The 20,189-nt window shown below is 62.9% G+C and carries 21 protein-coding genes; 12 read left to right on the plus strand and 9 right to left on the minus strand.

The features are described from left to right. The first annotated feature begins 8 nt into the window (after positions 1 to 8). Both ACEN9F_RS02120 and ACEN9F_RS02125 read left to right on the plus strand, forming a co-directional pair. On the plus strand, positions 9 to 389 hold the full coding sequence (locus tag ACEN9F_RS02120; RefSeq protein ID WP_413417344.1) for a PilZ domain-containing protein: 381 nt from the start codon (positions 9 to 11) through the stop codon (positions 387 to 389). Between the two features lie 33 nt (positions 390 to 422). After that, complete coding sequence (locus ACEN9F_RS02125; RefSeq protein WP_413417346.1) at positions 423 to 938, plus strand: N-acetyltransferase family protein; 516 nt, start codon at positions 423 to 425, stop codon at positions 936 to 938. Here the strand turns inward: ACEN9F_RS02125 and ACEN9F_RS02130 are convergent. Both ACEN9F_RS02130 and ACEN9F_RS02135 read right to left on the minus strand, forming a co-directional pair. Next, complete coding sequence (locus ACEN9F_RS02130) at positions 913 to 1,479, minus strand: DNA-binding protein (protein WP_413417348.1); 567 nt, start codon at positions 1,477 to 1,479, stop codon at positions 913 to 915. The genes ACEN9F_RS02125 and ACEN9F_RS02130 overlap by 26 nt on opposite strands. Positions 1,480 to 1,502: 23 nt before the next feature. After that, positions 1,503 to 1,730, minus strand: a complete 228-nt coding sequence (locus ACEN9F_RS02135; protein ID WP_413417350.1) for a hypothetical protein — start codon at positions 1,728 to 1,730, stop codon at positions 1,503 to 1,505. On the opposite strand from ACEN9F_RS02135, the gene ACEN9F_RS02140 reads away from it, so the two are divergent. Next, positions 1,707 to 2,486 carry a TatD family hydrolase gene (locus ACEN9F_RS02140; protein WP_413417352.1) on the plus strand — a complete coding sequence of 260 codons (780 nt, stop codon included), beginning with the start codon at positions 1,707 to 1,709 and terminating at the stop codon, positions 2,484 to 2,486. The genes ACEN9F_RS02135 and ACEN9F_RS02140 overlap by 24 nt on opposite strands. A 7-nt stretch (positions 2,487 to 2,493) precedes the next feature. Continuing rightward, on the plus strand, positions 2,494 to 3,162 hold the full coding sequence (locus ACEN9F_RS02145) for an ankyrin repeat domain-containing protein (protein ID WP_413417354.1): 669 nt from the start codon (positions 2,494 to 2,496) through the stop codon (positions 3,160 to 3,162). A gap of 30 nt (positions 3,163 to 3,192) precedes the next feature. Here ACEN9F_RS02145 and ACEN9F_RS02150 read toward each other — a convergent pair whose 3' ends face one another. Further along, on the minus strand, positions 3,193 to 3,432 hold the full coding sequence (locus ACEN9F_RS02150; RefSeq protein WP_413417356.1) for a hypothetical protein: 240 nt from the start codon (positions 3,430 to 3,432) through the stop codon (positions 3,193 to 3,195). Between the two features lie 177 nt (positions 3,433 to 3,609). Here ACEN9F_RS02150 and ACEN9F_RS02155 point away from each other — a divergent pair, with 177 nt between their 5' ends. Then, positions 3,610 to 5,010 carry a PLP-dependent aminotransferase family protein gene (locus ACEN9F_RS02155; RefSeq protein ID WP_413417358.1) on the plus strand — a complete coding sequence of 467 codons (1,401 nt, stop codon included), beginning with the start codon at positions 3,610 to 3,612 and terminating at the stop codon, positions 5,008 to 5,010. A 48-nt stretch (positions 5,011 to 5,058) separates the two neighbouring features. Here ACEN9F_RS02155 and ACEN9F_RS02160 read toward each other — a convergent pair whose 3' ends face one another. After that, entirely contained in the window at positions 5,059 to 5,871 is an 813-nt protein-coding gene (locus ACEN9F_RS02160) for an alpha/beta fold hydrolase (RefSeq protein ID WP_413417360.1), read from the minus strand. 188 nt (positions 5,872 to 6,059) lie between these two features. Between ACEN9F_RS02160 and ACEN9F_RS02165 the strand changes: the two genes are divergently transcribed. The 3 genes from ACEN9F_RS02165 to ACEN9F_RS02175 all read left to right on the plus strand — a co-directional run bounded on the left by ACEN9F_RS02165 (position 6,060) and on the right by ACEN9F_RS02175 (position 7,621). Further along, entirely contained in the window at positions 6,060 to 6,983 is a 924-nt protein-coding gene (locus ACEN9F_RS02165) for a methyltransferase domain-containing protein (RefSeq protein ID WP_413417362.1), read from the plus strand. Between the two features lie 59 nt (positions 6,984 to 7,042). Next, a complete protein-coding gene (locus ACEN9F_RS02170; protein WP_413417364.1) occupies positions 7,043 to 7,291 on the plus strand; it encodes a hypothetical protein in 249 nt (82 codons plus the stop codon). A gap of 132 nt (positions 7,292 to 7,423) precedes the next feature. Continuing rightward, a complete protein-coding gene (locus tag ACEN9F_RS02175; protein ID WP_413417366.1) occupies positions 7,424 to 7,621 on the plus strand; it encodes a hypothetical protein in 198 nt (65 codons plus the stop codon). Here the strand turns inward: ACEN9F_RS02175 and ACEN9F_RS02180 are convergent. Continuing rightward, the gene (locus ACEN9F_RS02180) at positions 7,618 to 8,718 is read right to left on the minus strand and encodes a phospholipase A (RefSeq protein WP_413417368.1); all 1,101 of its coding nucleotides are present in this window, start codon (positions 8,716 to 8,718) and stop codon (positions 7,618 to 7,620) included. The genes ACEN9F_RS02175 and ACEN9F_RS02180 overlap by 4 nt on opposite strands. 199 nt (positions 8,719 to 8,917) lie before the next feature. Here ACEN9F_RS02180 and fusA point away from each other — a divergent pair, with 199 nt between their 5' ends. Then, entirely contained in the window at positions 8,918 to 11,023 is a 2,106-nt protein-coding gene (gene fusA / locus ACEN9F_RS02185; protein ID WP_413417370.1) for an elongation factor G, read from the plus strand. Positions 11,024 to 11,104: 81 nt separating this feature from the next. Here the strand turns inward: fusA and ACEN9F_RS02190 are convergent, their stop codons facing one another. Continuing rightward, entirely contained in the window at positions 11,105 to 11,596 is a 492-nt protein-coding gene (locus ACEN9F_RS02190) for a hypothetical protein (RefSeq protein ID WP_413417372.1), read from the minus strand. Positions 11,597 to 11,668: 72 nt separating this feature from the next. Here ACEN9F_RS02190 and ACEN9F_RS02195 point away from each other — a divergent pair, with 72 nt between their 5' ends. Further along, positions 11,669 to 12,895, plus strand: coding sequence for a hypothetical protein (locus tag ACEN9F_RS02195; RefSeq protein WP_413417374.1), 1,227 nt, complete (start codon positions 11,669 to 11,671; stop codon positions 12,893 to 12,895). On the opposite strand, the gene ACEN9F_RS02200 is transcribed toward ACEN9F_RS02195, so the two are convergent. From ACEN9F_RS02200 to ACEN9F_RS02210, 3 genes are read right to left on the minus strand one after another with little or no spacing between them, the layout of a single operon-like run. Beyond that, entirely contained in the window at positions 12,892 to 13,953 is a 1,062-nt protein-coding gene (locus tag ACEN9F_RS02200; RefSeq protein WP_413417376.1) for an acyltransferase family protein, read from the minus strand. The two genes, ACEN9F_RS02195 and ACEN9F_RS02200, sit on opposite strands and share 4 nt — an antisense overlap. 4 nt (positions 13,954 to 13,957) lie before the next feature. Continuing rightward, on the minus strand, positions 13,958 to 15,106 hold the full coding sequence (locus tag ACEN9F_RS02205; RefSeq protein ID WP_413417378.1) for a DUF5009 domain-containing protein: 1,149 nt from the start codon (positions 15,104 to 15,106) through the stop codon (positions 13,958 to 13,960). Then, a complete protein-coding gene (locus ACEN9F_RS02210; protein ID WP_413417380.1) occupies positions 15,093 to 17,828 on the minus strand; it encodes a TonB-dependent receptor in 2,736 nt (911 codons plus the stop codon). The genes ACEN9F_RS02205 and ACEN9F_RS02210 overlap by 14 nt, the downstream gene beginning before the upstream one ends. 169 nt (positions 17,829 to 17,997) lie before the next feature. Here ACEN9F_RS02210 and ACEN9F_RS02215 point away from each other — a divergent pair, with 169 nt between their 5' ends. Together ACEN9F_RS02215 and ACEN9F_RS02220 are read left to right on the plus strand one after the other, a co-directional pair. Continuing rightward, positions 17,998 to 18,654 (plus strand): response regulator transcription factor, encoded by a 657-nt coding sequence (locus tag ACEN9F_RS02215; protein ID WP_413417382.1) that lies wholly within the window; start codon positions 17,998 to 18,000, stop codon positions 18,652 to 18,654. Next, positions 18,651 to 20,021, plus strand: a complete 1,371-nt coding sequence (locus tag ACEN9F_RS02220) for an ATP-binding protein (RefSeq protein ID WP_413417384.1) — start codon at positions 18,651 to 18,653, stop codon at positions 20,019 to 20,021. The genes ACEN9F_RS02215 and ACEN9F_RS02220 overlap by 4 nt, the downstream gene beginning before the upstream one ends. Positions 20,022 to 20,189: the final 168 nt, after the last annotated feature.

Here is a 20,189-nt window from a genome sequence, read left to right on the forward strand (position 1 = left end):
GGTAATCCATGTCCGCTGCCAGCCCTCTCGACCCGAACACCGTGCCTATCGCGCGGCCGACGGTGCTGTCGCTGGCGATCAAGGAAAAAGCGGCTTTGTACGCCGCCTACATGCCGTTCCTGAAAAACGGCGGCATGTTCGTGCCGACCCAGAAGCCGTACAAGCTGGGCGACGAGATCTACCTGATCCTGGCGCTGATGGACGACACCAACAAGTACCCGATCGCCGGCAAGGTCGCCTGGATCACGCCACCGGGCGCGCACAACAACAAGGCGCAGGGCATCGGCGTGCATTTTCCGGACGACGAGAGCGGCCAGCGCGCCCGCCTGCGCATCGAGGAAATCCTCGGTGCCGCGCTGCGTTCGTCGCGCGCCACGCATACTCTATAAATTCCCTCAATTCTTTCAACTACGCTGTCCGACATGACCTTCCGCCATCGCCTCGCCACGCTCGACGACCTGCCTACCATTGTTGCCATCTACAACACCACGATCGCTTCGCGCGAAGTGACCGCCGATACCGAGCCGGTCTCGGTGGAGTCGCGTTTGCCGTGGTTCCACGATCACACGCCGGAAAAGCGTCCGCTGTGGATCATCGAGAAGGCCGACGATACCTCGGACAAGCCGGAAACGCTGGGTTGGATGTCGTACTCGAATTTCTATGGACGTCCGGCGTACTCGGGCACGTCGGAGATTTCGATCTATATCGCCGAGGCATGGCGCGGCAAGGGCATCGGCGGCTACTGCATCGAGCAGGCCATCGCCTATGCGCCGCAGATCAAGGTGCACACCTTGCTGGGCTTCATCTTCGGCCACAATAAACCGAGCCTGGGCCTGTTCGCCAAGTTCGGTTTTGAAACCTGGGCCAACCTGCCGAAAGTGGCCAACCTGGACGGCGTCGAACGCGACCTGATTATCCTGGGTAAACGCGTGGCCTGAGCTGGATCTGGCCTGCGACCTGCAGGGTGTCCAGATCGAATATCGCGGAGCGGCCTCCGGATAGAATGACGCTGAACGGCGAGTCTTCGAGGCGTCCGCTGCGTGAACTCGACTGGAAATTGCAGAAGTGGCCGAAGCCGTTGGAAACCGGCTCTTCCAGCTGGTTGGCGAGCCCGCCCGGGGCTAGCTTGCCTTGTTCCAGTTCCTCCACGCGGGCGGACAGCCTGGCCACCGTGTCGCGCAGTTGGGCCAGCTCCCGCTCATATTCGGCGCGCATCGACTCCAGGCGGCGCTCGGCATCGCCGTGCAGCTGGTCCGCCAACTGCTCGACCACGCCGAGCAAGGTGCGCGCGGTATCTTCCCGCTTCATGCCGGCGCCGGCATCCTCGCTACCCAGCTCTTTCAGATACTTGTGGATAGTCGATTTGGAGCCGGTGCCCAGCGCGGCGCGGACGGCGTCGACGGACGGGTAGCGTCCTTCCGCCAGCAACTGATCGCGGCTGGCCCTGACTTCGGATTTGCTGAGTCCTGTACGCGCCATAAGTCTTTACTCTGTAGTTCAGTTCATGAACTGGCTTGCCCCACCAGTCCGCGGTTCTGTGCCTGGTTCAAGTTGGCAAAGATGATTTCGATCACGCCCTTGGATTGTAACAGCCAACCAATCAGGATCGAATGGATTTGTAGTACCCAGCCGTTGGCAAAAAGCAAAGTGATTTGCCAGGCGCTGTGGCAGCGTTTCCACATTGAGGTATCGGTTACAATCGCGGCATGTATATCGATTCCCACTGCCATATCAATTTTCCCGAGCTGGCTGCTCGCATGCCTGAAATCCTGGCCAGGATGGCCGACAACAAGGTCACCCATGCGTTGTGCGTGTCGGTCGACTTGCCGGATTTCCCGCAGGTGCTGGCGCTGGCGCACGAGTATCCGCACATCTACGCCTCGGTCGGCGTGCATCCGGATTATGAAGACACGCCTGAGCCGACCGTCGAGCAGCTGGTCGAGTTGTCCAACGATCCGAAGATCATCGCCATCGGCGAGACCGGGCTGGACTACTTCCGCCTGCAGGGCGACCTGGAGTGGCAGCGCGAGCGCTTCCGCACCCACATCAAGGCGTCGCGCATCACCCGCAAGCCGCTGATCATCCACACCCGCAACGCCAGCGAAGACACCATCCGCATCATGCGCGAAGAGGGCGCGGGCACGGAGGCGGGCGGCGTGGCCGGCGTCATGCACTGCTTCACCGAATCGCTGGAAGTGGCGCGCGCGGCCATCGAAATGGGTTTCTACATTTCGTTCTCCGGCATCGTCACCTTCAAGAGCGCCAAGGACTTGCAGGCTGTCGCGCTGGAAGTGCCGCTGGAGCGCATCCTGATCGAGACCGATTCGCCCTATCTGGCGCCGATGCCGCACCGTGGCAAGATGAACGAGCCGGGCTTCGTGGCCCATGTCGGCGAATACATCGCCAAGCTCAAAGGCATTCCGGTGGAACAGGTTGCCGAGCAGACGACGGCGAATTTCTTCAAATTATTCAATGTGGTAGCGTGATCTTCTGATGTTGAATCTCACCCGCAGACTGGTCATGCTCACGCTGGCCGCCGCGCTCGCCGTGCCGGCTATGGCCGCCGAGCAGAGCGACGACGAGGTCGACTTCTTCCGCGCGGCCCAGCTGGACAACGTGGCGGCGGTCAAGAAGATGCTGGTGCGCGGCGTGAATCCGAATGCGCGCGAGCCGGGCGGCGAGACCGGCCTGATCGTCGCCATGCGCTACGAAGCGAACAAGGTCGCCACGCTATTGATGGACCAGCCTGGCATCGATATGGAAGCCAAGGCGCCCAACGGCAATACCGCGCTGATGATGGCGGCTTTCCGCCAGAACAAGCCGATGGTGCTGGACATGATCAAGCGCGGCGCCCAGGTCAATCAAAAAGGCTGGGCCGCCTTGCACTATTCGGCCGCCGCCGGCAGCACCGAGATCACCACGATCCTGCTGGATCACCATGCCTACATCGACGCCGAATCGCCGTCCGGCATGACGCCGCTGATGATCGCTGCCCGCGAAGGCCAGGAAAAAGTCGTCGAACTGCTGCTGGAGCAGGGCGCCGACGCCACGCTGAAAGACGGCGGCTTCCACCTCACCGCCGCCGAATTCGCCATCAAGGCCGACAAACCCTGGATCGCCAAGACCATCAACGCCTTCCTGGCCGCCAGGAAAAGCCACTGAAACTGGATATCGGCCGACGATTCTTTGCCATCATGGGACGGTCAAGTCCAAACCTAGCATCCTGATAAGGACGAAGGTGACGAGCCCCAGGCCCAGGAGCGATAGCACGAAGACTGCGGCCACCTTGCCGCCCGCGCGTAACACCGCGCGCGTCTCCTTCGCCTTCTCCTTCTTCCCTTGATCGTAATGCCACTTGATGGCGAAGAACATGCCCGTGCCGAGCACGAGAACCTTGAACACAACGAAGACTATAGGGATCCAATCCATCATTTTGAGTATTTCCAGGCTATTACTTGACGCTATATATCGTGAGGGGCACATCCAGCGGAGTGATTTGCCGAATGCAGATGAGAGAGGAGAAAACGTCAGCCACTGCCATGCAAGGATGATGTTGCTGCACGTTCTGAGGCATACTACTTAAAAGCAATTTCCATACATTGAGACAAAATGTCCCAGTTGAAAACCATACAAGATGAGGATTTGCCAATCTGGTTGCCGCGATTGGCCGCGCACGGCGGGCCACGTTTTTTGCAAATTGCGGATGCGTTGCAGGCGGCGGTGGTAGACGGATCGCTGAAACCGGGCGACCGTCTACCTCCGCAGCGCCAGTTGGCAGCACAGCTGGACGTCGACCTGACGACGATCACGCGCGCATACGACGAAGCCAGACGCCGCAACTTGTTGGAGGGGCGCGGCGCTCGAGGCACTTATGTCGCGGCGCCGAAAGTCGAACTCACCTCGATCCTCGACCTGAGCATGAATACCCCGCCGCCGCCGGATGGCGTGGACTTCGACGACATGTTGAGACAAGGTTTGTCCCAAGTACTGATGAGGGCAGATAATGAATTGCTGATGACTTACCACTTGGCCGGGGGAAGCGACTCCGACCGTAAGGCTGGAGCCAGATGGCTCGAACCGATGTTTGGACATCTGGATTCTCGACAGGTTGTTGTCTGTCCGGGTGCGCAAGCGGCGATCGCCGCATTGATCCTTGCGCTGACGGAGCCTGGCGATGTTATCCTGGCAGAGCCAACGAGTTATCCCGGCTTGCGCGCCGCAGCGACCCAATTCGGCCGGCACATCATTGCGGTGGAAGCGGACAAGTACGGGATGGTGCCTGGGCTGCTTGAGGAGGCGTGCCGCCAGCACAAGCCTGGGCTGGTCTTCCTCAATCCGACATTACAGAACCCGACCGCCATCACCATTCCGGAACGCCGGCGCAAGGAGCTCGCCGGCATCGCGAAGCGCTGCAATGTACGCATCGTCGAGGACGATCCCTACTGGCTCCTTGCCGATGCCCCGCCGCCGCCAATTGCCACGTTTGCCCCGGAACAGGTGTACTACATCTCAACCCTGTCGAAATGCCTGACGCCCGGCTTGCGTGTCGCCTTCGTGCTCATACGCGACCCGCACGAACGCGAACGTTTCCTGGTCGCGCTCAGATCATTTGCGCTGATGGCCGCTCCCCTGACGGCCGCACTGGCCACCCAGTGGATCCTCGACGGTTCGGCTGACCGATTGATGGAGGGCGTGCGCAAGGAGGCGCGCCTGCGCCACCGGATGGCTCGGGATATTCTGGCGGGGCGGTACAGCGGCGCCGGAGACGGCCTGCATGTATGGCTCGAGTTGCCGGCGTATTGGAACTCCTCACAGCTTGCGCGTGCAGCCGACAGCGAGGGCATCGCAGTCACGCCCGCGGAGGCATTCGCCACCGGCAGCGTATCCGTGAATGCAATTCGGATCTCTTTGGGTGGCATCAAGGACCGTGGGCGCTTACAAGCGGGTCTTCAACGGCTGTCTCACCTGCTTGCGCTGCGGCCCGAGTCGTTCAGCGCCGCTGTGGTTTAACTGTCCAGCAAACACCGTGGTTTGCTGCCTCGGTGTTTATTTGACAACTCACGTCCGGCCAGCCAGGATCTCGTCCATGTATTGGCTGATGATGTCGTAGCTGGCGGTCGGTGTGCTCAGGTGCGGGCAGTGGCCGATGTTGTCGATCACGGCCAGTTTGCTGCCGGCCAGGTTCCGGAGCAGATAATCTCCCACCTCGCGCGGGGCGATCAGGTCGTCGCTGCATTGCAGGATCAGCGCCGGCACGGTGGACTTGGGCAAGTCCGCGCGGTGGTCGGCGGTAAAAGTCACCCGGCCGAAGTGCTTGGCGATCTCCGGATCGTTGCGCTCGAACCTATCCCGCAGTTCATTCGAAAACTGCGGTTGCGATGGCGAGCCCATGATGGTTGGCGCCATGCGCCTGGCCCAGGTCGGGTAGTCGGCATCCATCAACTCCAGCAAGCCATCGATGTCCTCGGCGTTGAAGCCGCCGACATACTCATCGTCATTGATATAGCACGGCGACGGCCCGATCATGATCTGCGCGGCGAACTTCTCCGGCGCTTGTATCGCCGCCAGCAAGCCGATCATCGCGCTGACCGAGTGGCCGACGAAAAACACCGGCCCCTTGGCGTACAGGTCGATCACATCCAGCATGTCCTCCGCGTGCCCGTGCAGCGTGCCGTACTTGTCGCGATCGTAGGCGGCCAGGTCGGAGCCGCCGCTGCCCACCAGGTCCAGCAGGATCACCTTGAAGCGCGCGCTCAGGACCGGATAAATAAAGCGCCACATCTGCTGGTCGCAGCCGTAGCCATGAACCAGCATGACGGTGGCTTGGCCATCGCCGTCGCAATGCACGTTGTTGCGGTGTTGAATCGACATGAAGACCTTTCCGAATTGTTGTCTTCAGTATAACTATAAATGATGCAATATAGCCAACTGTCTTTATGAAAACATCGGAATTGATGGGCTTTTACGGGCTAGCTCGCGGCTTGGGTGGTCGACAATGTTAACGATAATGTTCCCAGTGCATTGCCTCCAGGCACAATGCGCATCAACCAAGGACAACCATGCTGAACGAACGCGAGATCGAAAGCTGCTATCTGGGGCAATTTATTCCAGTCCACTACCATCACAACATGCTGATGGATCAAAACCGCATGCACGGGTTCAAGTCGGCGATCGACTACGCCGTCAAGCCCGGCGCCACGGTGCTGGAGCTGGGTGGCGGCACGGGCGTGCTGTCGTGGTTCGCGGCGTCCAAGGCGTCCAAGGTGTATTGCGTCGAGTTCAATCCGGACATGGTCAAGGAAGCCCGCAAGATGCTGGCGATGAATCCGAACGGCGAGAAGGTCGAAGTGGTCCATGCCGACGCCTTTGAATACCTGCCGCCGGAGCCGGTCGATGTCGTCATCTGCGAGATGATCCACGTCGCCATGCTGCGCGAAAAGCAGGTGGAAGTGATCGAGTCGTTCAAGCGCCGCTACCTGGAGCGTTTCGGCGGCCCGTTGCCGGTGTTCCTGCCGGAAGCGGTCATCATGGCGGTCCAGCCTTTGCAGCAGGAATACGATTTTGAAGGTTTCTACGCGCCTATCGTGCAGTTCCAGGAAACCACGGTGATCTACCCGGGCACGGTGGAAATGGCGCAGCCGGCGGTGTACAGCATCATCGACTTCAACCAGCCGAACGAGCTGTCGTACTCGTGGCAGGGCAAGTTCGTGGTCGAGCGCAGCGGCGAGATCAACTCGATGCGCTTCGTCACCAAGAATATCCTGGCGGTGGTGGCGGAGCGTTCGACCACCATCGACTGGCTCAACCATTACATGACGCTGCCGCTGGCCAACCCGGTCAAGGCCCGCGAGGGCGATGTGCTGCAGGTCAGCTTCCAGTACCGCGCCGGCGGCTCGATCCCGTCGCTGCAAGCCTCGCTGCGCGCCGAAATCCTGTACGAAGCGTCACTGCAGCCGTCGCAGGCGATGCCGGCCTTCGCCTAAAAAGTCCCCACAACGGTCGTTCTGGAGCGTATATTTCGTCTTTTAAAAGAAAGAAATGTATGGAACAGAACGACCAGCGCTACCTCATCCAGCAAAACAAAATCGCCGACGGCGAGTCCAAGCCCCCCGTGTTCGCCAAAGTCATGCGCAGCAAGGAGGGGGCTTTCGAAGGCGTGTCCTTCATCAAGTCCAAGGAAAAAGCGTCGGTGCTGACCATCGAACAGGCCAACGAGGCCATCGCATGGGCCGGCAAGAAGAAGCCGAACGCGCACGAGTACGTCACCAAGATCATCTGCGTCGGCCAGTAATTTCGCCGCTCATCCCCGAATTCCCGCGACTGGTCGCCGTTATCTGCAATTGGTCGCAAGGGAATTGTCCGGGCTCGCCGGCGGCGCTACAGTGATCGCATTGATAACGCATCAACTGGATCGGAGCATTTCATGCTGGGTTTCGTACTGTGGCTATTCCTGCTGTTCCTGTGCTGGCCGCTGGCCTTGCTGGCGCTGGTGCTGTACCCGCTGTTCTGGCTGATCACCTTGCCGTTCCGCCTGATCGGCATCGGCGTCGAAGGCTTGTTTGAACTGCTGCGCGCCATCGTCATGCTGCCGGCGCGCATCCTCGGCGGTCCACCCCGTTAGAAATCAACCAGGAATCCCGCCCCCACGGATTTCTGCGAATAGTTGTAGTCGATCAGGCTTTGGCCGTAGCCGCTGAAAGCCTGCAAATACCCCTTCAGGTTCGCCGACAGCGGGAACGCCCATCCCGCCTGCAAGGCGCCACGCCGCGTCGAAAAATTGCGGCGCGCCATCAGCGAATACTCGTGGCCGTTGTTGCGGTAGCTCAGGTTCAGGTCGCCGTGACCCAGGTAATCCGTGATATCGATGTTGTCGTTGTCCGAGCGGGCGTTGTCCAGCCGCTTCCAGATGCGCAACTGCGCGGCGAACTTGCCGTGCTCCGCGCCCACCTCCGCATAGACCCGGTTCCAGCTGCGCGACAGCGTCGAGGTTTGCCCGTTCGACTGGTGCACCATGCCCAGCGTCAGGTAGCGGATGTCCAGCGCCTTGCCCAGGTCCAGGTTCAGCGGCGTGGTCACCATCAGCTCCGGCTGGTAGTTGGTCTCGCGGAACGGGCTCGATGCCGCGCGGTTGTACGCTTGCCAGAAACTGTTCTGCGTGTAGCCGAACCACAGGTCGACCGGCGTGTCGAACATCTGCTCGATCAGCTTCATCTTGAAACTGAGCTGGTAGGTCAGTTCCACATGCTTGGTTTCAACGCCGGCAGGCGTAAAATCCTCAAAAGGCGCATCATTGGAGCTGGTGCTGTAATTGGCCACCAGCAGATAGGTGTCGCGGTGCGGGCGGAAATTGAACACGCCGCGCTTGGCGGAGCGGTCCAGCTCCCACCATTGGACCAGGCGCGAGACCGTGTCTTCAGGCGGTATCGTGGTGATCGCGGCCAGCTTGGGCGGCAGCTTCGGTTCCTCCGGCGGCGCGGCGGGTTGCGTCGATTCGCTGGCGGCCGCCGAGGAGGGCTGGGTAATCGCCGTCACCAGCTTGTTGGCCTTGCCGGGATCGGGCGCGCCGACCGCATTGCCGCCGGCGGCGACGACGGCCGGCGCGGTTTTCGACAGGCCGTCATAGCAAGCGAGGCGGGCGCTGGCGTCGCCGAGCACCGCGCAGCGTTCCAGGCGCATTTCGAGGTCGGACGCCTGCGCGAAAGCGAGGGTTGGCGCCATGCCAAAGGTTAGGAGTAGAGTGGTTTTTCGCGACACAGTCATGCAGTAGGTCCAAGTCAGGGGTAAGCTTGCAGTTTATTCTACAGACTATAGTAATTGCCGCCAGTCATGTCGCACGCTACGCGAGCTCTTGAATTCGACGCGAAGCGCCGCACTTGAGACTTCCCACATAGCAAATAGAGTGTTTAAGGAGAGTGTGATGACCCGCAAGACCCCCATCGAGCGTTACCGCAACATTGGCATCAGCGCCCACATCGACGCTGGTAAGACCACGACCACGGAGCGCATCCTGTTTTATACCGGCGTCAACCATAAAATCGGCGAGGTGCACAACGGCGCCGCGACGATGGACTGGATGGAGCAGGAGCAGGAACGCGGGATCACCATCACCTCGGCCGCCACCACCGCCTTCTGGAAAGGCATGGCCGGCAATTTCGCCGAGCACCGCATCAACATCATCGACACGCCGGGCCACGTCGACTTCACGATCGAGGTCGAGCGTTCCATGCGCGTGCTGGACGGCGCCGTCATGGTCTACGACGCGGTCGGCGGCGTGCAGCCGCAATCGGAAACCGTCTGGCGCCAGGCGAATAAATACAAGGTGCCGCGCATCGCCTTCATCAACAAGATGGACCGCGTGGGCGCCGATTTCTTCCGCGTGCGCGAGCAGATCGCCAGCCGCCTGAAGGGCGTCGCCATTCCGATCCAGATTCCGCTGGGCGCCGAGGATAACTTCCACGGCGTGGTGGACCTGGTCAAGATGCGCGCGATTAACTGGGACGACGAGAGCCTGGGTGTCAAGTTCACCTACGAGGACATCCCCGCCAACTTGAAAGAGCTGGCGCAGGAGTGGCACGACAAGATGGTCGAAGCGGCCGCCGAAGGCACGCCCGAGCTGCTGGAGAAATACCTGGATGGCGGCGTGCTGACCGAGGACGAGATCAAGACCGGCCTGCGCTTGCGCACCATCCGCAACGAGATCGTACCGATGCTGGCCGGCAGCGCATTCAAGAACCGCGGCGTGCAGGCGATGCTGGATGCGGTGGTCGAGTACCTGCCGTCGCCGGTGGACGTGCCTGCGATCGCCGGCCACGACGAGGACGATAATCCGATCGAGCGGCATCCGAACGACACGGATCCGTTCTCGGCGCTCGCCTTCAAGATCATGACCGATCCGTTCGTCGGCCAGCTGACGTTCTTCCGCGTGTATTCGGGCGTGGTCAATTCCGGCGACACGGTCTATAACCCGACCAAGAGCCAGAAGGAACGCCTGGGCCGCATCCTGCAGATGCACGCCAACGAGCGCAAGGAGATCAAGGAAGTCTACGCCGGCGACATCGCGGCGGCGGTCGGCCTGAAGGGCGTGACCACGGGCGATACCTTGAGTTCACCCGACCACGTGATCGTGCTGGAGAAGATGATCTTCCCCGAGCCGGTGATCTCGCAGGCGGTAGAGCCGAAGACCAAGGCCGACCAGGAAAAGATGGGCATCGCCCTGAACCGCCTGGCGCAGGAGGATCCGTCATTCCGTGTGCATACGGACGAGGAATCGGGCCAGACCATCATGTCCGGCATGGGCGAGCTGCACCTGGAAATCCTGGTGGACCGCATGCGGCGCGAGTTCAGCGTCGAGGCGACCGTGGGCAAGCCGCAGGTGGCTTACCGCGAAACCATCCAGCGCGCGGCCAGCGATGTCGAGGGCAAGTTCGTCAAGCAGTCGGGCGGACGCGGGCAGTACGGCCACGTGGTGTTGACGCTGGAGCCGATGGAGCCGGGCAAGGGCTATCAGTTCGTCGACGCCATCAAGGGCGGCGTGGTGCCGCGCGAGTTCATTCCGGCGGTTGACAAGGGCGTGCAGGAGACCTTGCGCAGTGGCGTGCTGGCGGGTTATCCGGTGGTAGACGTCAAAGTGACGCTGACCTTCGGCTCGTATCACGACGTCGACTCGAACGAGAACGCCTTCCGCATGGCCGGTTCGATGGCCTTCAAGGACGGCATGCGGCGCGCCGATCCGGTGCTGCTGGAGCCGATGATGCAGGTGGAGGTGGAAACGCCTGAGGAATTCATGGGCAACGCCATGGGTGACCTGACGGCGCGGCGCGGCATGGTGCAGGGCATGGACGAGATTCCGGGCGGCGGCGGCAAGATCATCCGCGCGCTGGTGCCGCTGGCCGAGATGTTCGGCTACTCGACCACGCTGCGTTCACTGACGCAGGGACGTGCGACGTACACGATGGAGTTCAAGCATTACGCCGCCGTGCCGAAGCACATCCTCGACCAGATCGCCGTCAAGTCGAAGCACTAGGCAATCAGCATGGATCCCCGCCTTCGCGGGGACGACGCACCACCGTCGCTCCCGCGCAAGCGGGAGTCCATGCTGAGCGTGCTACTCAAATACCTTTAATTTCAACTGCACCGAAATCGCACCATACAAGCGGTCCTTGTAGCTCGGTACGATGGCGACGTTGACGCCGACGCGCTGGTATTCAAAGCTGGCGGTCGGGATCACGGCCGGGAACCAGCCGCCGTCGCGCATTTTCGGGTAGCCGTCAAAGCCGCCCACCACCGCGCCGAGCCGCACCGGGCCGACCTTGAACGGCTGGTAGTACACGCCGATATAATTGGAATAAGCGCGGTCGCTATTGTAAAAACGGCCCGCCGTCGCCGACGCCACCGTCGAGAAACGATACTCCGCACCCAGCCCGGGATTGCTGTCGTTCAGGCCCTTGTCGCGCTGGAAGTGGTAGGAATAGAAACCGCCGTTAAGCCAGACTTCCTTCAACGGCGCCGATTCGATGGTTTCGAAACCGTCGGCCATGGCCGTGCCAGACATGCAGGCCAGCAGCGCCAGGCCCGCAATACGCAAACTTTTCATCATCCGAAGCTTTCTTCGTCGTGGTTGAAGACGGTGGATTATAGCCTCCACCGCACGCCGGTGTATGATCGCACGATGCAATTTACACGTTCTAAATCTCTGGCCGGCTTGCTGGCGCTGGCCGTCGTCGCCGGCAGGGCGCACGCGGTTGAATGGCGCGGCCTGCTGGATGTGCGCGCGGTCGACGCCGACGCTCCCCGCAGCTTCCTCGACGGCGGTCTTGGCAAGACCCGCTCCGACAGCGGCTTCCAATTGGGCCAGGCCGTGCTGCACGCCGACGCCGACCTGCTCGATACCATCACGGCCACGCTGGAACTGAGCGCCGACGATAAGCACCGTGGTGTCATCGACGTTCGTGAAGCATGGCTGGGCTGGAGCCCGCTGCCGGCCGGCGCTTGGAAAACCCGCGTCAAGGCCGGCCAGTTCTTCCCGCCGTCCAGCGTGGAAATCGACTACGACGGCATAGGCTGGACACCCAAGCGCACCATCTCCAGCTCCGCCATCAACAGCTGGATCGGCGAGGAACTGCGCACCAACGGCATCGAATGGAGCGCGCGCCGGCTCGGCCGCCATACCGGCGATCCATACGACGTCGGCCTGGTCGCCGCTGTTTTCAACGGAAACGACCCGACCGGCACCATGCTGGCCTGGCGCGGCTGGTCGATCAGCGACCGCATCGCCGGCCGCAACGAAGCGCTGCAGCTGGCCGACCTGCCGGTCTATCGCGCCGACGGCGCCATTCCGCGCCAGTCGCGCACCATCCACCCGTTCAGGGAACTGGATGGGCATCTGGGCTACTACGCCGGCGCCAATATGAATCTGGGTACGCGGCTGGAGCTGGCCGCGCTGCACTACGATAACCGCGCCGATCCGCTGGTCGTCAAGGATGGCCAGTACGGCTGGCGCACGCGCTTCGACCATGTCAGCGCGGTCGTGCGTCCTCAAGGGGAGTGGGAGCTGCTGATGCAAGCCATGCGCGGCGATACGCTGATGGGCTGGAACGCCGTGGCGCTGGATTTCCAATCCTGGTACGTCCTGGCCAGCCATCCGCTCGGCACCGGCACGCTGGCTGTGCGCTACGACCGCTTCCGGACCAGCGAGCACGATAATCTGCCCGCCGATCCCAATAGCGAAAGCGGCCACGGCGTCGCGCTGGCCTACGACTGGCCCTTGGCCGAGAACCTGGCGCTGATGACGGAAGCGCTGCTGGTGCGCAGCGAGCGCGCCGCGCGCGTGCAGATCGGCGAGCGGCCGAGGCAAACGGAACGCAGCATCACGGCCTCGCTGCGCTGGCGGTTCTAGATGGTGATCCGCCAGCCGCGCTTTCCCGCGTAGGCCGCGGCCAGCCAGAACACGGCGGTGAATGCGGCGGCGAACGCCACCGATGCGCCTTCCGGCCCGATCAGCGGTGTCAGCGGCGTGCGGAATCCATGCTCGTACAACGGCCCCATGACGCCGCCGCCGGACAACAGGCAGGTGGCGATCCACGAACCGGCATAGGCGGCGATGGCGTTGATGCCCATCGCGCGGCCGAACGCCGGCCAGCCGCGCACGTCGACCAGCTGATATGCCAGCGCGATGGCCAGCATGCCGAAGCCACCGGTCCACAGCACAAACGACGAGGTCCATAGCTGCTTGTTCAATGGCAGCGCCAGCGACCACAAGCCGCCCGCCAGCATGGCCGCCGCGCCGCCAATGGCCAGCGTCCTGATTTGTCCCTTGCGCAGCCAGTCGCCCGCGCGCAGCCCGAGGATGACGGTGGCCAGCGACGGCAGCGTGCTCAAGATGCCTTCCGGTTCATGCGCGAGGCCGGTCGCCGCGTCATACTGGTACGAGAGCTTGCCCAGCAGCGCGGTATCGATGCGGTCCGCCAGGTTCAGCGCCGGCTCCAGCGAGCCGCCCGCCGCCAGCAGCGCCCAATAGCCGAGCAGGATCGCCACCAGCGCGGCCCATTGCGCGCGGGCGCCGCGCACGTAGATCGCCATCAGCCCGGCCGCGGCAAAACAGATGCCGGTCCGCTGCAGCACGCCGAGCAGTCGGAATCCGCGTCCATCCAGCAGCAGGGCGCTGACCACATTGAGCGCGACGCCGAGCAGGACGATGCGGGCGCCGCGCAACAGCACCGCGCGCGCCAACGGCGCCGGCTCCGCGCCGGCGTCCAGCTGCCGGCCCATCGCCAGCGTGATCGAGACGCCGACAATCAGCATAAAGATAGGGAAGATGAAGTCGGCCGGCGTGCAGCCGTGCCATTCCGCGTGTTCCAGCCAGGGGTAGACGTGCGACCAGTCGCCGGCGTCGTTCACCAGCAGCATGGCGGCCACGGTCAGGCCGCGAACGGCGTCGATAGAATTGATGCGCATAGTTTTATAGCTGTAGTTTGATATGCATGCGGTTGAGGCCAGCCGCCAGTCCCATGACGATGACGGCATAGCCGACGGCCCAGAGGAATCCCGGCCAGCCCGCGCCCAGCGCCGATGGGAACGACAAATGCAAATACTGCATCAGCGCGTAGACGATGTAGGGAATGATGTAGACCAGCAGCGGATTGGCGGCGGCGGGGCGGAAGAACGCGGTCCAGCCGCGTTGCTGATTCAGGTCCACCAGCCAGTACATCGCCGCGAACAGCAGCACGCAGATGGCGGCACTGTACAGCGCCCAGCTGGGCGTGGCGTAGATCTTGGAGATCTTGAAGTAAGGCCGCAGCAGCCAGGCCAGCGCGGCCAGCATGATGGCCAGCGCCAGGGCGCGGGCAAACGGCGCGGCTTGGCGGCGGTCGCCAAAGAAGATCAGCGCCGTCAGCGTGCCGCAGATGGCGATCGATGCGTGCACCGCGTTCTCGGTCTGCGCCGCTCCCGGACCGGCGAGGCCGTACCACGCGATACAGGCCAGCATCAGCGCTGCGAGCGGCAGCAGCCGTCCGCGCGCCAGCGTCCATGCGGTGGCCGCGTACAAATACGCCCAACCGATCAAGCCCAGGATGCCCCACCATTGCGGCGCCAGCCGCGAGCCGCCATCAGGCCCGCCACGAAACGCCAGCGCCAGCGCGATCAGTCCCGCCAGTCCAACCGCACGCAATGCGACGGCCAGCGCCTTGTTCTCGAAGCGGTAGACGGCCCATACCAGGATCGCGCATACATAGAACAGTAGCGACCACAGATGGATCGACATGCCCATCGCCGCCTCGTTGTAGCCTTCCTCGGCGTTGACCATGAAAACGCCCAGCACCAGCAGCCCGGCGGCGCGCGCCAGCACATGCCGCGCCAGCCGCCAGCCGCTGTCGCCGGCGGCTTGGCGCTGCGCCATCGCGAACGGGATCGACATGCCGACGATGAACAGGAAGGCCGGGAACACCACGTCCGGGAAGGTCATGGCGTCGACATCGGCCGGCGCATGCTCCATCCAGGCCGGCATGCCGCGCACGCCGGCCAGTGTGTTCACGAAGATCATGACCAGGATGGTGATGCCGCGGAAGGCATCGATCGCAAGTACCCGCACAGGTTTAGAGTTTGCCACGCAGTCCCAGATAATATTGACGGCCGTTCGAGTAGGAAGCGATAGGCTGGTCCTTGTTCATGCCGTAGTAGCGCAGCACGGCGTTGTTCAGGTTCAGCGCATCGAAGCTGATCGACAGGTTCTCGTTGATCTTGTAGTTGATCGACGCCGCCAGGTTGCCGGTTCCGGCCATCACCTGCGGGAAGCTGTTATACAGGCCGCCGGAGAAGCTGGAGCGATAAGTGTAGGCCAGGCGCGCGCTCAACTTGTCATCCTCGTAATAAGTCTCGGCATTGTAGGTGTTTTTGGAATTGCCCACCACTGCCAGGCCGTCGTCCGCCTTGCCGTCGGTGTAGGTGTAGTTGGCCACCACGCCGAAGCCGCCCCACAGGTTCTGCTGGTAGGCCAGCTCGACGCCCTTGTTCTTGGCGCCGATATTGGTCGGCGACGAGATCGTGTAGTTGTCGAAGCGCTTGAACGAGGTGTTGTAGTAGGTGATGTTGGCCGTGCCATAGGTGACGTAGGAAGACATATCCATGTAGAACACGCCGGCCGACAGCAGCGACTTCGGCGAGAAGTACCACTCCAGCGCCGCATCGTAGTTGACCGAGCGGATAGGCTTGAGGTTCGGGTTGCCGCTGCTGCCGGTCAGGTTGGTGTCGTTCAGCGTGACGGCGCCCACCATCGCGCTGTAGTCGGCGCGCGCCATGGTCTTGGCCACGGCCAGGCGGCCCACCAGCGTCGGCGAGAGGTCGATCTTGAAGTTCGCGCTCGGCAGCACGTCGTTGTAACCGCGCTCATTCAGCGTCGGCGTGTAGACGCCGTTGACGTTATCCTGGCCGATCGGATTGTCGCCGCCCGGGATATTGGTGATGGTCGCCTGGTTGGTATGCACATAGCGCACGCCCACATTGCCGCGCCAGCCGTCGCCGGCCAGGTTGACCATGCCGTAGACGGCGCTGGATTTTTCCTTCACATCCAGCTCGCCGGCCCAGTTCTGCGTGGTCGGGCCGCCGGTCAGGTCGTACTTCTCGGCCCAGGCGGCGATGGCGCCGGGGCTGATCTGCCAGACATTGCGCAGGAAACCGGCGGCGCCGGTGATGCCTTTGCCGAAATTGCCCGGATATGTACCGCCATCCCACTGCGGCAGCGGCGCCGACGTGGTGCCGTCGCAAGCGGCGCAGCTGCGGTTCTCCGGCTGGCTGACGTTGCGGTGATGCTCCGCATAGCGCACGCCGAACTTGGCCGACTCCATCACGCCGCGATCGAGCCGCAGTTCGCCGTCCAGCTGCGCATACTTCTCGGTGTCCAGCGTGATCACATGCGAGCCCCAGGCGGCGGCCGTCACGTAGTTGGCGAACTTGGAGGTGTCCGCGCCGGGGAAGGACATGGTCGCGGGCGACATGCCGTTCAGCGTGTAGCTGGAGCCGGCGCCGGTCAGGCCCGCCTCGTAGCCGATATCGGCCGGCGTCTTGCCGGTGCCGCGCGTATAGCCCGCGCTGCCGGTCACGCGCAGGTCGTTGTTCACCTTGTAGCTGCCATCCAGGTCGATATAGGCCGACGAGGACGACGAGCCCGGACGATAAATCTGGTCGCCGAACGCCGCGTACAGCGACGGGTTATACGGCGTTGTGGCGCTGATGGCCGGATACTGCGAAGCCGGTATGGTCGCCGAGACCAGCGTGCCGCTCTTGACCGTATATGCGGACGGGATCACGCCGACCGAAGCGCCGGTGTCCGGATCGGTGGCGTTCAGGTTGCCGGTGATGTTGTTATAGAAGCTGCGGTTGTAATTGGCCGCATCCAGCTTGGAGGTGAAGCCGTTGATATCGAAAGTCAGGTCCTTGCTCGGCTTGAACTGCAGGTCGATCGCGCCGCCGGTGCGCTTGCGGGTCTGCTCGAACAGCGAGGCGCTGATGCCGGCCGGCGCCAGCACGCCCGCCAGCTCAGGGTGCGCCTTGGCCGCGTTGGACTCCGCGTCGATAGGGCTGTAGCCGTAGAACTCCTGGCCGTCGCGCCGCTCATGGCGCTTTTCCGAGAACACCTGCACCAGCACGCCGAAGGTCTTGGCGTCGTTTTTCCAGCCGATCAGCGCATTGAGTTGCGGATCGGTCTTGCGCGGCAGGTCCGAGTGGATGGCCTGCACCGAGGCCTCCAGCGTCAGCTGCTTCTTGAAGTCCAGTGGCTTGCGGGTCTCGATGTTGACCGAGCCGGCCACGCCGCCTTCGACCATGTCGGCCTGCTGGCTTTTCTGCACCGTGACCGCGCTGACGATCTCCGACGGCAGCAGCGCGTAGCTGACGCTGCGCCCGACTGCGCCTGCCTGGTCCAGTACGAACCAGTCGCCGGTGCCGATCATGTGGCCGTTGACCAGCGTCTGCGTCAGGCTGGAACTTGTGCCGCGGATGCTGACGCGGTCATTCTCCGAAAAGCCGCCTTCGCCGCCGGCGGATGAGGAGATGTTCACGCCCGGCACGCGCTGGATGGCATCGGCCACGTTCTTGTCCGGCATTTTGCCGATGTCCTCGGCGGAGACCACCTCGGACAGCGTATCGCTGTTGCGCTTGCGGGTCAGCGCCTGCTGCAGGGAAGCGCGGATACCGGTCACCACCACCTGTTCGAGCGGCTTGTCGTTGGTATCGGCCTGTTGCGACCATGCCGGCACCGAGCCGCAAGCCAACATCAAAGCTACTGCCGATGCGATAGGCGTCGGCGCCGTTTTCATCCCTGCTGTGCGATCCATCTGCTCTCCCTGGTTTGGTGTGGTGAATTTATGACCAGATTCTCGCCAGTTTTCCTTAACGAAATCCAAAAGGAATCTTAACGTTTGCCTAAGGCTGTGGCGTCCGCGCGATTGACATAATCGCAAGAAGATGCGTTGATATCGGGATTAGCGGAAGAGGTATTAGCACATGAAGATATGCCTGGTCGAAGACGACCTAGAGCTGGGCAAGGCTTTGCAGTCGGCCTTGCAGGATGCGGGACAGGAAGTGGTATGGGTGCGCCGGGCCGGCGACGCCCGCCGGTGGGTGGAGGCCGAGCCGTTCGACGCGGTGTTGCTGGACCTCGGCCTGCCCGACGGCAGCGGCATTGAAGTGCTGCGCGACCTGCGCGCCGCCGGCCACACCTTGCCGATCCTCGTGATCACCGCGCGCGACAGCCTGGAGGACCGTCTCAACGGCCTCGATCGCGGCGCCGACGACTACCTGGTCAAGCCGTTCGCCGTGACCGAGCTGCTGGCCCGCCTGCGCGCGGTGCTGCGGCGCGCCACCGGCTGGAGCGAATCCGGCGAACAGGTATGGAAGGTCAAGGACCTGATCCTGGACGACAAGCGCATGCTGCTGACCCGCAGCGGCGCCGCCGTGGTGCTGTCGAAAACCGAGTTCGCCTTGCTGCACGCGCTGATGCGCTACCCGGACCGCGTGCTGACGCGGCGTGAGCTGGAATCGCGCGCGCTGCCGCACAGCGAAGGCGCGGCGCTGGACGTACACATGTCCCACCTGCGGCAGAAGATCGGCGAAGGCTACATCCGCACCGTGCGCGGCGTCGGCTACGTGGTCGACAAATGAAGCTGCAAAACCGCTCCCTGTTCCGCCGCCTGCTGTTCGGCTTCATCTCGGTGATGATGCTGGTGTGGCTGGCCAACCTGGCGCTGGACGTCTACGAGACCCGCACCACCAAACGCCGCGACATGCAGCGCGAACTGCGCGCCAGCGCCTTGCGCATCCTGGTGGTGATGCAGACCATCGGCGAGCGCCGGCCCGATGAGATCCAGCCCGCCGTCCACAAGATGGAGCAGCTGCACTACGCGCTGTACAAGGAGCTGGGCTGGTACACGCCGCACCTGCAAACCCAGGTCTGGCGGCGCGGCCAGCTGCTGTACGTCTCGCCGGAAGCGGGCCTGCCGGCCATCGATGCGGCGGCCGGACCATACCATCAGGCGGTGCATGACGGCTGGGTCGCTTCGGTGGAAACCGATCCGGAGACCGGCGTCACGGTGCGCATGGCCACCGAGGTGATCGGCGAATGGATGCTGCAAACCTCCAGCGTCGGCTACTATTTCGCGCCGCTGCTGTTCAGCGTACCGTTCCTGTTGCTGCCGGCGTGGTTCATCATCCGCGTCGGCCTGCGGCCGCTGAAGTCCATCGTCGGCGAGATCGAGGAGCGCTCGGCCACCGATTTGTCGCCGCTGGCGCCGTCGCCATACCAGGAGCTGTCGCCGCTGGTCGGCTCGGTCAACAAACTGATGGAGCGCCTGACCGAGCGGCTGGAGCGCGAACAGGAATTCCTGGTCGACGCCGCGCACGAACTGAAAACCCCACTGTCCATCATCCAGATCAACGCCGATTCGCTGACCGATTCGCGCACGCCGCAGCGGCTGGAGGAGGCGGGGCGGGGCCTGCGCGCCGGCGTGCAGCGCGCCACCCACACCGTGCACCAGCTGCTGGCGCTGGCCCGCTCCGGCGGCGACCGCGATCACGCCAGCCTGGCGCCGCGCGACTTGGTGGAGCTGGTCGCCGACCGGCTGGCGCTGGCGGGCCAGATCGCCGCCACGCGCGGCATCGAGATCGAATTGCAGGCGCCGGACCGCTGCGGCATGCCGCTGCACCTGGAAAGCATGGCGTCGCTGATCGATAACCTGGTCAGCAACGCGGTCAAGTATTCTCCGCAGGGCGGCCGCATCACGGTGCGCATCGCTGCCGACGAAGGGCGCATCACGCTTACCGTCGCCGACCAGGGACCGGGCATCGCGCCCGAGATGCAGCGCAAGGTCTTCGAGCGCTTCTTCCGCCTGCCCGACCAGGACCAGCCGGGCAGCGGCCTGGGATTGGCCATCGCCGAACGCGCCGGCGCGCGCAACCACGGCGCCATCCGGCTTGCCAACCGCGCCGACGGCAGCGGCCTGCGGGTCGATGTTCTTTTTGACACGCTCTGAGCTCTCCCGTTCGGGAGGTGTTTTTCCTTACTTGAAGTATTAAAGTTGCACCCCATTTGGCAGGATGTAATTACAAATAGGAAATATCTATTAACTTAATTTAATTTATTGATTTCACTAAATTACATTAACGAAATAAGATAGCGATTATCTCGTATGCGATCTAAG

The sequence above is a fragment of the Duganella sp. CT11-25 genome (genome assembly GCF_047302815.1).
In the GTDB taxonomy this organism is placed as follows: Bacteria; Pseudomonadota; Gammaproteobacteria; order Burkholderiales; family Burkholderiaceae_D; genus Rugamonas.

Excerpts from the sequence above, each read along its gene's own strand:
- ACEN9F_RS02165 (WP_413417362.1), top strand. The coding sequence starts at position 6,060 with ATGCTGAACGAACGCGAGATCGAAAGCTGCTATCTGGGGCAATTTATT.
- ACEN9F_RS02125 (WP_413417346.1), top strand. The coding sequence starts at position 423 with ATGACCTTCCGCCATCGCCTCGCCACGCTCGACGACCTGCCTACCATT.
- ACEN9F_RS02190 (WP_413417372.1), bottom strand. The coding sequence starts at position 11,596 with ATGATGAAAAGTTTGCGTATTGCGGGCCTGGCGCTGCTGGCCTGCATG.
- ACEN9F_RS02215 (WP_413417382.1), top strand. The coding sequence starts at position 17,998 with ATGAAGATATGCCTGGTCGAAGACGACCTAGAGCTGGGCAAGGCTTTG.
- ACEN9F_RS02120 (WP_413417344.1), top strand. The coding sequence starts at position 9 with ATGTCCGCTGCCAGCCCTCTCGACCCGAACACCGTGCCTATCGCGCGG.
- ACEN9F_RS02145 (WP_413417354.1), top strand. The coding sequence starts at position 2,494 with ATGTTGAATCTCACCCGCAGACTGGTCATGCTCACGCTGGCCGCCGCG.
- ACEN9F_RS02135 (WP_413417350.1), bottom strand. The coding sequence starts at position 1,730 with ATGGCAGTGGGAATCGATATACATGCCGCGATTGTAACCGATACCTCA.
- ACEN9F_RS02175 (WP_413417366.1), top strand. The coding sequence starts at position 7,424 with ATGCTGGGTTTCGTACTGTGGCTATTCCTGCTGTTCCTGTGCTGGCCG.
- ACEN9F_RS02150 (WP_413417356.1), bottom strand. The coding sequence starts at position 3,432 with ATGATGGATTGGATCCCTATAGTCTTCGTTGTGTTCAAGGTTCTCGTG.
- ACEN9F_RS02140 (WP_413417352.1), top strand. The coding sequence starts at position 1,707 with ATGTATATCGATTCCCACTGCCATATCAATTTTCCCGAGCTGGCTGCT.
- ACEN9F_RS02210 (WP_413417380.1), bottom strand. The coding sequence starts at position 17,828 with ATGGATCGCACAGCAGGGATGAAAACGGCGCCGACGCCTATCGCATCG.
- ACEN9F_RS02170 (WP_413417364.1), top strand. The coding sequence starts at position 7,043 with ATGGAACAGAACGACCAGCGCTACCTCATCCAGCAAAACAAAATCGCC.
- ACEN9F_RS02160 (WP_413417360.1), bottom strand. The coding sequence starts at position 5,871 with ATGTCGATTCAACACCGCAACAACGTGCATTGCGACGGCGATGGCCAA.
- ACEN9F_RS02155 (WP_413417358.1), top strand. The coding sequence starts at position 3,610 with ATGTCCCAGTTGAAAACCATACAAGATGAGGATTTGCCAATCTGGTTG.
- ACEN9F_RS02195 (WP_413417374.1), top strand. The coding sequence starts at position 11,669 with ATGCAATTTACACGTTCTAAATCTCTGGCCGGCTTGCTGGCGCTGGCC.
- fusA (WP_413417370.1), top strand. The coding sequence starts at position 8,918 with ATGACCCGCAAGACCCCCATCGAGCGTTACCGCAACATTGGCATCAGC.
- ACEN9F_RS02130 (WP_413417348.1), bottom strand. The coding sequence starts at position 1,479 with ATGGCGCGTACAGGACTCAGCAAATCCGAAGTCAGGGCCAGCCGCGAT.
- ACEN9F_RS02200 (WP_413417376.1), bottom strand. The coding sequence starts at position 13,953 with ATGCGCATCAATTCTATCGACGCCGTTCGCGGCCTGACCGTGGCCGCC.
- ACEN9F_RS02220 (WP_413417384.1), top strand. The coding sequence starts at position 18,651 with ATGAAGCTGCAAAACCGCTCCCTGTTCCGCCGCCTGCTGTTCGGCTTC.
- ACEN9F_RS02180 (WP_413417368.1), bottom strand. The coding sequence starts at position 8,718 with ATGGCGCCAACCCTCGCTTTCGCGCAGGCGTCCGACCTCGAAATGCGC.